We start from the raw sequence: 12,590 nt of genomic DNA, 5'->3' as shown, positions 1-12,590 counted from the left end.
TCACAAGGGTGTGCGCTCACCCCCTTGTGACACTCTTTTGGGGGAGGAGCAGGCATAGTGCGCCGCGTCATGCATCGCTATTTCCGCCTGCTTCCTTTCGCCCTGCCCGCAACGCTTGCTGTCATGCTCGGCGTTGCGCTCGCCATGGCGCCCGCCCCGGCCCAGGCCGAAAGCGCAGAGGCCGCCACACACCGCTCAGAAACGAAGGCCGTGATCGAGCTCTTCACGAGCCAGGGCTGTTCCGCCTGCCCGCCGGCCGACGCCTTTCTCAACGAATTGTCGAGCCGCGACGACGTCGTCATCCTGTCGCTGCCGGTCGATTACTGGGATTATCTCGGCTGGAAGGACACGCTCGCTCAGCCCGAAAACACCGCACGCCAGCGCGCCTATGCGGCGGTGCGCGGCGACGGCAAGGTCTATACCCCGCAGATGGTCGTCAACGGCCACGGCCATTATGTCGGCAGCAACCGCCACAAGATCACCTCGCTCCTCGCCACGGCCCATCTCCCGGTCTCGGTCTCTCTCTCCCGCACCCACAAGCGCCTCAACGTCGACATCGGCGCCGGCACGCCTCCGCAAGACGGCATGGTGACCGTGCGCCTCGTCACCTTCCTGAAGAAGGCCGAGGTGCCGATCCGCTCCGGCGCAAACCACGGCCGCACCCTCACCTACCGCAATGTCGTCCTCGACAACGAACCGATTGGCATGTGGGACGGCAAGGCAATGCAGCTCGTCCTTCCGACGGATGCCGTCATGGAAGGCCCCGGCCGAGGCTGCGCCATCATCCTGCAGATCGAAAGCGACAAAGGCCCAGGCCGCATCCTCGGCGCCGGCACGCTGCGCGCCGAGGCGCAGGGCTGAGATTCCTCGAAGGGCAGCGCGAAAGACGAGGGAAAGCCCGCCGACTGACGCCGCGTACCGTGCCTCCAGCGCCCGCCCTCACTCCTGCGCCCGTTCCTCTCGCACCTCTGCGATCAGCTCCTTCACCTTCGGCAGAATATTGTCGACGATGACCGTCACGCCCTCTTTCGTCGGATGCAGCCCGTCCGGCTGTTTGAGACTGTCGTCGAGCGCCACGCCGTCGAGGAAGAACGGATAGAAGAGAACGCCCGTCTCTTTCGCGAGATCGGGATAGATCGCATTGAAAGCCTCGCCATATTCGTCGCCGAGATTGGGCGGCGCGTACATGCCGGCGAGAAGCACCTTCTGGCCGCGCTCTTGTAAGCGCGTGACGATCTTCGTCAGCGCAGCGCGCGTCACTTTGGGGTCGACACCCCTCAGCGCATCATTGGCGCCGAGCTCGACGATGACGGCATCGGCACTCTCCGGCACCGACCATTCGAGCCGCTGCTGCCCGCCGGTCGCCGTGTCGCCCGAGACGCCGGCATTGATCACCTTGGCCGCGATCCCCTCTTCGTCGAGGCGCGCCTGCAGCTGATCGGCAAAGCCCGCGCCGGAGGCAAGGCCATAGCCCGCCGTCAGGCTGTCGCCGAAGGCGACGAGCTCGACGGGCTCGGCTGCCTGCGCCCGCCCGGTCATAAGTCCGCCGCCCATGATCCCAGCACTGATGACGAGAGCGAGCCCGATCGCCAGCGCCGGCCAGATTGTGTTCACACCAGCTTTCCTCAAAGGAACGTGACCCGGGCCAACCTTCCCCCGCCGGTCTTCGCCCCAAGAAACTTTGAATGTCATATGCGAAGCCCCATATGCGCAGCCGTGCCCGAAGACGGATATAGGTTTTCATAAGCGTGCGTGAACCGGCCATTCTGATCGACGGTGCAGAGCTGACGCTCGGCACCGGCCGCTCCCAAGTCCATGTTCTGAGGCAGGCGAGCCTCGTCGCCGCCCCCGGCGAGATGATCGGGCTCATCGGCCCGTCGGGCTCCGGCAAATCGACGCTTTTGATGGTGGTCGCGGGGCTTGAGCGCGTCGATCGCGGCCGTGTCGTCGTCGCCGGGCGCGATTATTCGGACATGGACGAAGACGCGCTCGCCGCCTTCCGCGGCGACAAGATCGGCTTCGTCTTTCAGGCCTTTCATCTGATGCAGACGATGACGGCGCTCGAAAACGTCGCCGTGCCGCTCGAGCTCGCCGGCAAGGCGGACGCCTTCGCCCGCGCCGAAAAGATGCTGGCGCGCGTCGGCCTCGGCGAGCGCCTCTCCCATTATCCGGCGGCGCTGTCGGGCGGCGAGCAGCAGCGCGTGGCGATCGCCCGCGCCCTCGTCACCGAGCCTGCGATCCTGATCGCCGACGAGCCGACCGGCAATCTCGACGAAGACACCGGCCGCGAGATCGCCGACCTGCTCTTCGAGACGGTGCGCGAGCATGCCACGACCCTCCTCCTCGTCACCCATGACCGGACGCTCGCCGAGCGCTGCGACCGGACCGTGCGGATCGCGAGCGGCCATATCGAGCCGGTGAGCGACGATAAAGCACCGCCGGCGCGCGAACGCGCCGCGGCAAGCCCGGCCTGAGCGGCCGATGGCAACGCCTTCGTCCCCCGCCCCTCGCCGCGCCCCCGCCGTCACGTCGCTGCGCTTTGCGCTCCGCGAATTGAGAGGCGGTCTTGCCGGCTTTTACGTCTTCCTCGCTTGCATCGCGCTCGGCGTCGCGGCGATCGCCGGCGTCAATTCCGTCTCGCGCGCACTGACGGAAGGCATCGCCCATGAGGGCCGCACGATCCTCGGCGGCGACATCTCCTTCTCGCTCATCCACCGTCAGGCGAACCCCGAGGAATACGCCTTCCTCACAAAGACGGCCGACGATGCCCGGGGGGAGCTCACGCTCGTCTCGAATATGCGGGCGATGGCCCGCCGCCTCGACGGCTCCGATCAGACGCTCATCGAACTGAAAGCGGTCGGGCCGCTCTATCCGCAGCTCGGCACCTTCGCGCTTGCCGGCGGCGGCGACGTCCAGGAGGCACTCAGCCCCCAGAACGGGGTTTCCGGCGCCGTCGCGGCACCAGAGCTGATGGAGCGCCTCAATCTCACCGTCGGCGACGAAGTGGCACTCGGCGCGACCACAGTCGCCATCCGCGGCATCGCTGAGACCGAGCCCGATCGCCTCTCCGACGGCATCGGCTTCGGCCCCCGCCTTCTCGTCTCCGAAGAAACGCTTGAGGCCACGGGCCTCGTGCGGCCGGGCAGCCTGATCACCTACGAATACCGCCTGATCCTGCCCGGCGCTTCCGATGAGCGCCTCACCGCGATCCGCGACACCGCCGACGAGCGCTTCCCCGAAGCCGGCTGGCGCATGCGTTCGCGCGACAACGCCTCGCCGCGGCTTTCCGACAACATCGACCGGTTCGCCCAGTTCCTGACCCTCGTCGGCTTGACCGCGCTCGTCGTCGGCGGCGTCGGCGTCGGCAATGCGGTCGCAAGCTTCGTCGATCTGAAACGGCCGTCGATCGCCACGCTCAAATGCCTCGGCGCCTCGCGCAGCTTCGTCTTCCGCACTTATCTGACGCAGATCCTCATTCTCGCGGCCCTCGGAATCGCGATCGGCCTCGCCGTCGGCGCCATCCTTCCCTTCGTGGCGCTTGCCGCCCTCTCCAACATCCTTCCGCTCTCCGCCGTGCCGGCGCTTTATCCGCGCGAACTGGCGCTTGCCGCCCTCTACGGGCTTCTCGTCGCTCTGTCGTTCTCGCTCTGGCCGCTCGGCCGAGCGCGCGATCTCAAAGCTTCGAGCCTCTTTGCCGACCGTTCCGCCCATTTCGCCGCAAAACCCGCTTTGTCGATCCGCCTCCTGCAGCTCGGCCTCCTCGCCGGCCTCGCCGCCATCGCCATCCTCCTGTCGGCCGACTGGCATATCGCCGCCTGGTTCGTGGCGGGCGTCATCGTCGTCTTCTTCATCCTGCGCCTCATGGCCTTGGCCATCGTCTGGGCGGCCGCCCATGCCGGCACCATCCGCAACACCACCTTGCGGCTCGCCATTCGCAACATCCAGCGCCCGGGGGCGCTCACCGGCAGCGTCGTCCTCTCGCTGGGCCTCGGCCTGACGCTCCTCGTCACGCTCGCCCTCATCGACAGCAATATGCGGGCGCAATTGACGGGCCGCATCGCCGACGAGGCGCCGGATTTCTTCTTCGTCGACATCCAGAACGCCGAGCGCGAGCCCTTCGTCGCCCTCCTGCGCCAGGTCGCGCCCGACGGCACCATCCAGACCGTGCCGATGCTGCGCGGCCGCATCACCGAAGTTCACGGCACGCCGGCCTCCGAGATCGAGCCGGAAGAAGGCTCCGGCTGGGTGCTGCGCGGCGACCGCGGCATCACCTATTCGAGCGAGCTTCCGGAAAACTCGCGCATCGAAGAGGGCAAATGGTGGCCTGAAAATTATACCGGCGAGCCCCTCGTTTCCTTTGATGGAGATCTCGCCCGAGGCTTGGGCCTGAAGCTCGGAGACACCGTCACCGTCAATGTGCTCGGCCGCTCCATCACCGCGAAAATCGCCAATTTCCGTTCCGTGGAATGGGAATCGCTCGCCATCAACTTCGTCATGGTGTTTTCGCCCAACACGTTTGCGGGCGCGCCGCACACCCATCTCGCGACCCTCGCTCTGCCCGAAGGAAGCCCGGAGAAAATCTCCGGAAACGTCCTGCGCGAGGTCACCAACGCCTTTCCGGGCGTCACCTCCGTGCGCGTCAAGGACGCGATCGAGGCGGTCAATTCCGTGGTGCGGCAATTGGCACTCGCCGTCAGGATCGCAGCATCGCTGGCGCTCGTCGTCTCCATGCTGGTTCTCGCCGGCGCGCTCGCCGCCGGTCACCGTCAGCGCCGCCAGGACGCCGTCATTTTGAAGGCGCTCGGGGCGACCAGGCGTCAGCTGATGACGGCCTTCGCGGTCGAATACGGGCTTCTCGGCCTCGCCACCGGCTTTTTCGCGCTTCTGGCAGGTGCCGGCGCCGCCTGGCTCGTCGTCTCCGCCCTCATGGATTTCCGCTTCACGCTCTTCCCCTGGGTCGCCGCGGCAGCGGCCGTCATCGCCCTCGTCGTGACGATCGGGCTCGGCCTTGCCGGCACCTGGCGCATCCTCTCGGTGCGCCCCGCGCCCTTCCTCCGCAATCTGTGATCGGGGATAATGTTTCGCTTAACCTTGCGTGATGTTAATTTCTTCCCGGACGGACAGGTCTTGTGATGGTCTTGTCCCATCGCCATATGCGGAGCGACGCCCGTTTCTAGCTTAGGCGGAGCACCCTAACAGGAGGAATTCGATGGCTGAATTCGACCGGCAGTACCAGACTGTCGATCGCTCGAGCACAGTATCCCGGGCCGGCGCCCGCGCTGGCATCGATGAGGGCCTGCGCGCCTTCATGCTCGGCATCTACAACAACATGGCGATGGGCCTCGCCGTGACCGGCGTTGCCGCCTTCGCGACGTTCTATTTCGCCGTCGATCAGACGGCGGGCGGCGCGATGCTGACGCCTTTCGGTCAGGCGATTTATGCGAGCCCGCTGAAGTGGCTTGTCATGCTCGCCCCGCTCGCCTTCGTGTTCGGCTTTTCGGCCGGCATCAACCGTATGCAGCCGGGAACGGCGCGGATCGTGTTTCTTGCCTTCGCGGCGGTGATGGGTCTGTCGCTGTCCACGATCTTCCTGGTCTTCACCGGCCAGTCGATCGTGCAGACGTTCTTCGTCACGGCGGCGGCCTTCGGTGGCCTCTCTTTGTGGGGTTACACCACGAAGAAAGATCTGTCGGGCTGGGGATCGTTCCTGGTGATGGGCCTGATCGGCATCATCATCGCCTCGGTCGTGAACATCTTCCTCGCCTCGTCGGCGCTGCAATTCGCCGTCTCGGCGATCGGTGTGCTGCTCTTCGCAGGCCTCACCGCCTACGACACGCAGCGGCTGAAGAACACGTATGATTACGTGTCGGGTGACAGTGTGGCCGCGGGCCGCGCCTCCATCATGGGCGCCCTGCAGCTCTACCTCGACTTCATCAACCTCTTCATGTTCCTGCTGCAGTTCATGGGCAACCGCAACTAAGCGGACAGAGGTTTTTGAGAAAGCTTCGAACGGCGCCTTCGGGCGCCGTTTTTGTGTGCGCTTTCTCCCATCGACGCTGATCGCGCAAAGCGCTATGGCGAAACCATGGACACGCCAGCCTCTCTCACAATTCGTCCCGCCGAAGCGGCCGATATCCCCGCCATCACGCAGATCTACGCGCATGCCGTCCTTCACGGCACGGCAAGCTACGAGCTCGATGCACCCGACGAGACGGAGATGCTGTCGCGCTTCGAAACGGTCACGGCAGGCGGCCATCCCTACCTCGTGGCGCTCAGAGGCGACGAGATCCTGGGCTACGCCTATGCCGGTGCCTTTCGCGCCCGCCGCGCCTATCGCTACATGGTCGAGGACGCGATCTACATTCACCCCGAAGCCCATCGCCAGGGCATCGGCCGCCGGCTCCTTGAAGCGCTCATCGCAGAATCGGAACGGCGCGGCTTCCGTCAGATGGTCGCCGTCATCGGCGATGGCAGCCGCCATGTCGCCTCCGTCGGCCTGCATGCGGCCTTGGGCTTCCGCCATGCCGGGACGATCACCGCATCGGGCTACAAATTCGGCCGTTGGCTCGACACCGTGTGGATGCAGAAAGAACTCGGCGAGGGCGGCAGCACACTGCCCGATCGCGATCCGGGGCTTCCGGCGTCTTAGGATCGGCCGCCAGGCAGCGCCGGCAGCTCAGCCGGAAACGAGCTTCAGCTTCGGCCGATCGAGAATCTTCAGAACCTGCGCCAGATCGTGGCCACGCTTCAGGATCGTGCCACCGGTTGCCACGACGCGGTAGGCGCCCTGTTTGCGCGCCAGCGCCGGGACCTTTTCGACCTTGTAGAGCGGCATTTCGCTGGCACGCCGGAAGATCGAAAAAATCGCCCGATCCGTCATATGGTCGATGGCATAATCGCGCCATTCGCCTTCGGCCACGCGCCGCCCGTAAACTCTGAGGATGACGTCGAGTTCGGTGCGGTGAAAGGCGACGAGTGCCTTGTGGGCGTTCGACTTCCCGCCGGAATGCGTGCCAGAATGCATCGACGAATGCGCGGCAGAATTCCCGCTCGTTTTATCCCGCGAATGCGCTGCGAAACCCGTCCGCAGCGCGGCCCTAGACCCGTCTTCTGTCTCGCTCAAGCAAGCCTCCTGATGGCCGTTCATTAAAGCGGCAATCGCGGCAGTCAGGCAAGGCTAGAATGGTTGAACGCCCTGTCGCGCGAAAGAAAATTCTTATTGTCGCCGGAATTCGGCCCTTCGCACGCCACGCTGGAAAGCGAAAACGATACTGCCTCAGATAATTCGACGGAGCCGGGGCGACGGTTCGCCCCCAGCCCCCGAACTCCGGTTCCGCCGAATATTGTTCCGAGTAGGTTCAATCCCCCAGAGGTAACACCTTCAAGGCCGGTCAGTCCGGCCTTTTTCTTGTCCGGCCGCTCCTCGCCGTCTTTCCTTTTCGCCCCTTCTTCCCTTCTCGTCACTGACCCTACAATAAGGGGCAGTGGTGGCGCCGTGCGTGATTCGCCGCGCCGCCGGACCGGCCGCAAGGCTCCGAATGGGAGAGCACCATGCCCCGCCTCTTCACGGCGCTCGAGCTTCCCTCCGACATCGCCTTCTCGCTCTCCCTGTTGCGCGGCGGCCTGCCCGGGGCGCGCTGGATCGATCCGGAGAATTACCACATCACGCTCCGCTTTATCGGCGACGTCGACCACCGCACGGCGAACGAGGTCGCCGCCACGCTGGCGCAGGTAAGCCGTCCGGGCTTCGAAATCGCCTTGTCGGGGCTCGGCACCTTTGGCGGACGCAAGCCCCATTCCGTCTGGGCGGGCGTCTCTGCCGGCGACAAGCTTCGCGAATTGCAGGCTGATCTGGAACGCCGTCTGCAGCGCCTCGGCCTCGAGCCCGACCGGCGCAAATTCAGTCCGCATGTGACGCTCGCCCGCCTCAAGACGGCGAGCCAGGCCGATGTCGCCGCCTATCTCACGCTGCGCGGCGATTTCCGCACGCCGCCCTTCGAGGTCGGACGTTTCGTGCTTCTCTCCTCGCGCGATTCCAGAGGCGGCGGCCCCTACATCATGGAAGAGGCCTATCCGCTCGCAGCCTGAGCTCCAGCCTGTGCAACCCAGGCTTAAAGCCTCAATCCCGCATCGGATTGCGCGACGCATGCGGCCGCCCGTCGAGAAGTCCGATATCGCGCAACCGCGCTTCGGGCATCTCGTCGGGATCGAGCAAGCTCGACCTGCCCCGCCAAGCCATAAATTTTGCCATGAAAACCGCAAACCATTGGATGCGCCGGACTGGGCGTCCGGACGCGCATGTTTCTGCGAACATCGCCCATCTCCTGAACAAGTATCATCTGAGTGATGTTCGTTCCTAAGCCTTGCAGAGGGCTCCAATCCAACCAATAATCCGCGCCTTGCAATAAGGGGCGCTTATGCCTTCTTCGCTTCCGCCAGTGGCGGCGATCCGCGTTTTCGAGGCCGCTGCGCGGCATCTGAACTTCACGGCGGCCGCCGAAGAGCTCGCCATGACGCAGGCGGCCGTCAGCTACCAGATCAAGCTTCTGGAAGAGCGCCTCGGCACGCGCCTCTTCGTGCGCCGGGCGCGCGGCGTCGAGCTGACCGAGGCGGGCGCCCGCCTTGCCCCGGCCGTGCTGCGCGCCTTTGAAGGGTTGCGGGAGAGTTTCGCCGCCTTTGCCGTCACCAGCGAACACATCCTCTCGGTGAGCGCCGTCCCCACCTTCGCGACCACCTGGCTCGTTCCAAGGCTTGGCTTCTTCCAGCTCGCCCATCCGGAAATCGCCGTGCGTCTCGACACCAGCAACCAATTGACGGATTTCGCGCGCGATTCCATCGATCTCGGGCTCCGGGCAGGCCGCGGCGACTGGCCGGGCCTCGCGATCCACAAGCTGCGCGACATCGCCTTCTCGCCGATGATGAGCCCGGCACTTGCCGCGCGCCTCGGGCCCGCGCCGCAGCCCTCCGACCTTCTCGACCTCCCCTTGATCGATCCGTCGGATTCCTGGTGGGACGACTGGTTCCGCCTCGCCGATGTCGAGACCGGCAATATCGAAGAGCGCTCGGGCCTGCATCTTCTGTCCCAGCACCTTGCCGCTCGTGCCGCTATTGCCGGCCAGGGTGTCGCGATTCTCGAACCGGCCTTCTTCCATGAAGAGCTTGCGGATGGACGCCTCGTCCAGCCCTTCCCGCTCCTCGCGTCCTCCGATTGGGGCTATTACCTCGTCTATCCCGAAACCCACCGGCTGCCGCGCAAAGTGCGCGTCTTTCGCGATTGGATCGTGAGCCGTCTGCAGGAAGAGGCGGCGCTCCGCCCGGACAGGGCGGCCGCAGAGGCGGCAGATCCCCGCATACGCTGAGATGGCGATGCCGTCAGGCGGCGGCAGTCATTAGCAGCGTTGGCAGCTCGCCCCTCCGCTCCAGATAAAGGCGCAAGGCCAGACAAAGGTGCACCAACCGACGTCTCGGCATCATCCCCCATCAGCGACGCACGGAAGGCTCGAACATGAAAATCGGCTTCATCGGATTGGGCCAGATGGGCACCGGCATGGCGAAAAACCTCATCGCCGCCGGACACCAGGTCAAGCTTTACAATCGCACGCGTTCCAAGGCGGAAGCCCTTGCCGGAGACGGCGCAACCGTCGCTGAGACGATCGCCGACGCCTGCAGCGGCGAGGCCGTCTTCACCATGCTGCCGGACGACAGGGCACTCGCAGGAATCGTCGACGGCCCCGACGGCATCCTGGAAAACCTGCCAAAGGGCGCGCTCCACATCTCCTCGAGCACGATCAGCGTCGCGATGGCGGAGCGTCTCGCCGCGGCTCATTCTGAAAAAGGCCAGGCGTTTCTCGCAGCCCCCGTCTTCGGCCGGCCCGAAATGGCCGCCGCCGGCAAGCTTTTCGTCGTCGCCGGCGGCGCCGAGGCCGCCATCGAGACGGCGAAACCGCTCTTTGACGCGATCGGCCAGCGCACCTTCGCCATATCCGAGGAGCCGAAGGGCGCGAGCCTCGTGAAACTCTCCGGCAATTTCCTCATCGCCTCGGTGATCGAATCCCTCGGCGAAGCGATCGCCCTCGTCGACAAAGGCGGCATCGACAAGAAAGCCTATCTGGAGCTTCTCACCTCGACGATTTTCGGCGCCCCCGTCTACAAGACCTATGGCGGCCTCATCGTGGAGGAGAATTTCGAGCCGGCCGGCTTCCCAGCACCCCTCGGCAAGAAGGACGTCGATCTCGCCATGCAGGCGGGCGATGCCCTCAACGTGCCGCTGCCGATTGCAAGCCTCCTGCACGACCGCTTCCTGCGGCTTCTCGCCCATGGCGGAGAAAACCTCGACTGGTCGGCGATGGGCGCGCTCGCGGCAAAGGATGCCGGCAAGCGGGACTAGCCTGTCTCGCCACCTTCCGCACGCATCGCCCTCCAGCGTTGCGCGCGCCATTCTTCCCGCGTGATTTCCCAAATTTCCGACGGCAGCCGGCCACCGACGAAGTTGCGCTCCGTCACGGCGACGAGCCGCATGCCGCCACGCTCGGAGACGCGCCTGGAGCGGTCGTTCGCGACCGCCTTGGAAACGCGCAGCACCGGCTCGCCGAGCGTCTCGAACCAGAATGCGCTGACGGCCTCGGCGGCCTCGCTCATCAGCCCCTGCCCCTGCCATTGGCGCGCCAGCCAGAAGCCGCGCTGGTCGTCGTCGCTGTCCCGCTTCAGGCTGATCACGCCGATCGCCTCGTCGGGCCCAGCCTTTGGGCGGAGCGTCCAGTGCCATTCGCGCCCGGCCTCGATCGCCGGCAGCGCCACGTCGCGAATAAAGGTGAGCGCCCCGTCCTCGGGATAGGGCCACGGCACCACCGCGTTCAGATAGCGGACGATCTCGAACTGCGGAAACCTGCGCTGAATGGCGGCAGCGTCATCGATCCGCAATGGTCGCAAGGTTAGGCGCGGCGTCGAGATCTCTGGAATGTCCCTCATGGCCCCAGACAAGACCGCCTTATTGCCCGCGTGCGAGCAGGATCCGGAAAGCGAAGGCGCCGAAAATGCTGGCACAGAGCCAATCGATCGCACGCGAGATCTTGCGCGAGCGACGCAGCGTGGCAGAAACTCGGTCGGCGGCGAGCACCATTGCTGCACAGGAGGGGACGCCGAGACAGATGAAATAAGATCCGAGAAACGCCAGCTTGGCAGAGGCGTGCGGGTCGTTTACCGAAATGAACTGCGGCAGGAAGGTCACGAAGAACAAAACGATCTTCGGATTGAGGAGATTGATGCCGAAGCCTGCAAGCCAGCTCTTCATGAGCGGCTGTCTGGAGCGCAGGGTCGTATCGAGTGTCAGAGCCGAACCACGGCGGATCGCCTGGAACGCGAGGAAGAGAAGATAGAGCGCTCCGACAATCTTCACCGCGAGGAAGGCCTTTGGCGAGGCGGCGAGGAGCGCCGACAACCCGAAGGCCGCGAGCATCGTGTGCACCACGAGGCCCGAGGTCGCGCCCAGCATGGCGGCAAGTCCGGCCGCGCGTCCCTGCGTCAACGTGCGGCTGAGAAACAGCGTCATATCGGGGCCGGGCGTAATGATGAGCACGCCGGCCGCGAAGGTGAAGGTGGCGATAACCGCCAGCGAGGGAAGAAAGTCCATTCGCGTCTCCTGAGGACCACATTCATGCCTCTTGCCGATGTCGTGCGCCACCCGTTTCTTGTCCCGATTTTGCGGCTGATGCCCGCGGCCCGCACGGCCGAACCGGGACGATTTGCGGATCTTCCCGTGCGCCTGCCGCCGTCTTCGCGTCTCAATCGGCCCGTGGCGCGCGCCATGAACCTCGTGGTGACACGCCCCACCATGACGGCCCTCACCGCACTTCTTGCGATTCTTCTGGTCTTTGCAGCCTTCCCCGCCATCGATCTCGCCGTCGCCAGGCTTTTCTTCGACCCGGCCGGCGGTTTCACCGTGACAGGGGCGCCGCCCTTCTGGCGCAATGTCGGCCGCGGCCTCGAAATCTTTATCGGCATCGCCATCGGCCTGCCCTTGCTCGCCAGGCTTCTCTGGCCGGACAGGCGGATGCTCGTGCGCCCGCACAAGCCGCTCTTCCTCTATCTCGTTCTGGCGATCGGGCCTGGGCTTCTCGTCAACGGCCTTCTCAAGACGTTTTCGGGCCGGCCGCGCCCGCGCCACCTTTTCGAATTCGGCGGCGAAGAGGTCTTCGCCCGTGTCGGCGATCTCTCCGGCACCTGCCATTCGAACTGCTCGTTCGCCTCGGGCGAAGCGGCCTCCGCCTTCTGGCTGATCGCGCTCGTCTTTGTCGTGCCGAAGGCCTGGCGCCTGCCCGTCTTTCTCGCGACCTTCGGGCTTCTCCTCATCGTCTCGTGGACGCGCCTCGCCATGGGCGGGCATTTCTTGAGCGACGTCCTGGTCGCCTGGCTCGTCACCTTCCTTGTCATGATCGTTCTGCGCTTGCCGGTGCTCTACCGTTTTCAGCCCGAGATCGATCGCGGCGTCACCGCCGCCCTCACCACTCTCGGGCGCCGGCTGCGTGCGGCGGGGCGGTTCGTGTTCTCAACCCGCGCGTAAGGTCACAGGCCGGCGTCTCATCGCCATCAAG

At 65.3% G+C, this 12,590-nt stretch carries 13 protein-coding genes; 9 read left to right on the top strand and 4 right to left on the bottom strand.

Going from position 1 to position 12,590, the window contains the following annotated elements; genetic code table 11:
- Positions 1 to 57 precede the first annotated feature (57 nt).
- Positions 58 to 861 (top strand): DUF1223 domain-containing protein, encoded by an 804-nt coding sequence (locus J2R99_RS07610; protein ID WP_307153835.1) that lies wholly within the window; start codon positions 58 to 60, stop codon positions 859 to 861.
- A 78-nt stretch (positions 862 to 939) separates the two neighbouring features.
- On the opposite strand, the gene J2R99_RS07605 is transcribed toward J2R99_RS07610, so the two are convergent.
- Positions 940 to 1,554, bottom strand: coding sequence for an arylesterase (locus J2R99_RS07605; RefSeq protein ID WP_307154176.1), 615 nt, complete (start codon positions 1,552 to 1,554; stop codon positions 940 to 942).
- A 194-nt stretch (positions 1,555 to 1,748) separates the two neighbouring features.
- On the opposite strand from J2R99_RS07605, the gene J2R99_RS07600 reads away from it, so the two are divergent.
- From J2R99_RS07600 to J2R99_RS07585, 4 genes are all read left to right on the top strand, one after another.
- A complete protein-coding gene (locus J2R99_RS07600; RefSeq protein WP_307153834.1) occupies positions 1,749 to 2,474 on the top strand; it encodes an ABC transporter ATP-binding protein in 726 nt (241 codons plus the stop codon).
- 7 nt (positions 2,475 to 2,481) lie between these two features.
- Complete coding sequence (locus J2R99_RS07595; protein WP_307153833.1) at positions 2,482 to 5,067, top strand: ABC transporter permease; 2,586 nt, start codon at positions 2,482 to 2,484, stop codon at positions 5,065 to 5,067.
- 142 nt (positions 5,068 to 5,209) lie between these two features.
- Positions 5,210 to 5,980: a Bax inhibitor-1/YccA family protein gene (locus J2R99_RS07590; protein WP_307153832.1), complete on the top strand. Its 771-nt coding sequence runs from the start codon at positions 5,210 to 5,212 to the stop codon at positions 5,978 to 5,980.
- Between the two features lie 105 nt (positions 5,981 to 6,085).
- Complete coding sequence (locus J2R99_RS07585) at positions 6,086 to 6,649, top strand: GNAT family N-acetyltransferase (protein ID WP_307153831.1); 564 nt, start codon at positions 6,086 to 6,088, stop codon at positions 6,647 to 6,649.
- A 27-nt stretch (positions 6,650 to 6,676) separates the two neighbouring features.
- Here the strand turns inward: J2R99_RS07585 and J2R99_RS07580 are convergent, their stop codons facing one another.
- Positions 6,677 to 7,024, bottom strand: a complete 348-nt coding sequence (locus J2R99_RS07580) for a DUF2794 domain-containing protein (protein WP_307154175.1) — start codon at positions 7,022 to 7,024, stop codon at positions 6,677 to 6,679.
- 527 nt (positions 7,025 to 7,551) lie between these two features.
- On the opposite strand from J2R99_RS07580, the gene thpR reads away from it, so the two are divergent.
- The 3 genes from thpR (at position 7,552) to J2R99_RS07565 (ending at position 10,387) form a co-directional block, all read left to right on the top strand.
- Positions 7,552 to 8,088 carry an RNA 2',3'-cyclic phosphodiesterase gene (gene thpR / locus J2R99_RS07575; RefSeq protein WP_307153830.1) on the top strand — a complete coding sequence of 179 codons (537 nt, stop codon included), beginning with the start codon at positions 7,552 to 7,554 and terminating at the stop codon, positions 8,086 to 8,088.
- Positions 8,089 to 8,417: 329 nt separating this feature from the next.
- Positions 8,418 to 9,359 carry a transcriptional regulator GcvA gene (gcvA, locus tag J2R99_RS07570; protein WP_307153829.1) on the top strand — a complete coding sequence of 314 codons (942 nt, stop codon included), beginning with the start codon at positions 8,418 to 8,420 and terminating at the stop codon, positions 9,357 to 9,359.
- A gap of 146 nt (positions 9,360 to 9,505) precedes the next feature.
- Positions 9,506 to 10,387 carry an NAD(P)-dependent oxidoreductase gene (locus J2R99_RS07565; RefSeq protein ID WP_307153828.1) on the top strand — a complete coding sequence of 294 codons (882 nt, stop codon included), beginning with the start codon at positions 9,506 to 9,508 and terminating at the stop codon, positions 10,385 to 10,387.
- Here J2R99_RS07565 and J2R99_RS07560 read toward each other — a convergent pair.
- Together J2R99_RS07560 and J2R99_RS07555 are read right to left on the bottom strand one after the other, a co-directional pair.
- Positions 10,384 to 10,968 carry a GNAT family N-acetyltransferase gene (locus J2R99_RS07560; RefSeq protein WP_307153827.1) on the bottom strand — a complete coding sequence of 195 codons (585 nt, stop codon included), beginning with the start codon at positions 10,966 to 10,968 and terminating at the stop codon, positions 10,384 to 10,386. The genes J2R99_RS07565 and J2R99_RS07560 overlap by 4 nt on opposite strands.
- A 19-nt stretch (positions 10,969 to 10,987) precedes the next feature.
- On the bottom strand, positions 10,988 to 11,629 hold the full coding sequence (locus J2R99_RS07555) for a LysE family translocator (RefSeq protein WP_307153826.1): 642 nt from the start codon (positions 11,627 to 11,629) through the stop codon (positions 10,988 to 10,990).
- Positions 11,630 to 11,653: 24 nt separating this feature from the next.
- On the opposite strand from J2R99_RS07555, the gene J2R99_RS07550 reads away from it, so the two are divergent.
- Positions 11,654 to 12,559, top strand: a complete 906-nt coding sequence (locus J2R99_RS07550) for a phosphatase PAP2 family protein (protein WP_307153825.1) — start codon at positions 11,654 to 11,656, stop codon at positions 12,557 to 12,559.
- Positions 12,560 to 12,590 lie beyond the last annotated feature (31 nt).

It is taken from the genome of Rhodopseudomonas julia, from assembly GCF_030813515.1.
Lineage (GTDB): Bacteria > Pseudomonadota > Alphaproteobacteria > Rhizobiales > Afifellaceae > Afifella > Afifella julia.
Note: the sequence above shows the minus strand (reverse complement) of the source record. Positions and strands in the feature narration are given on the sequence as shown.

Coding starts and splice junctions, on each gene's coding strand:
- J2R99_RS07560 (WP_307153827.1), bottom strand. CDS start 10,968: ATGAGGGACATTCCAGAGATCTCGACGCCGCGCCTAACCTTGCGACCA.
- J2R99_RS07555 (WP_307153826.1), bottom strand. CDS start 11,629: ATGGACTTTCTTCCCTCGCTGGCGGTTATCGCCACCTTCACCTTCGCG.
- J2R99_RS07585 (WP_307153831.1), top strand. CDS start 6,086: ATGGACACGCCAGCCTCTCTCACAATTCGTCCCGCCGAAGCGGCCGAT.
- J2R99_RS07595 (WP_307153833.1), top strand. CDS start 2,482: ATGGCAACGCCTTCGTCCCCCGCCCCTCGCCGCGCCCCCGCCGTCACG.
- J2R99_RS07550 (WP_307153825.1), top strand. CDS start 11,654: ATGCCTCTTGCCGATGTCGTGCGCCACCCGTTTCTTGTCCCGATTTTG.
- thpR (WP_307153830.1), top strand. CDS start 7,552: ATGCCCCGCCTCTTCACGGCGCTCGAGCTTCCCTCCGACATCGCCTTC.
- J2R99_RS07565 (WP_307153828.1), top strand. CDS start 9,506: ATGAAAATCGGCTTCATCGGATTGGGCCAGATGGGCACCGGCATGGCG.
- gcvA (WP_307153829.1), top strand. CDS start 8,418: ATGCCTTCTTCGCTTCCGCCAGTGGCGGCGATCCGCGTTTTCGAGGCC.
- J2R99_RS07605 (WP_307154176.1), bottom strand. CDS start 1,554: ATGGGCGGCGGACTTATGACCGGGCGGGCGCAGGCAGCCGAGCCCGTC.
- J2R99_RS07580 (WP_307154175.1), bottom strand. CDS start 7,024: ATGCATTCTGGCACGCATTCCGGCGGGAAGTCGAACGCCCACAAGGCA.
- J2R99_RS07590 (WP_307153832.1), top strand. CDS start 5,210: ATGGCTGAATTCGACCGGCAGTACCAGACTGTCGATCGCTCGAGCACA.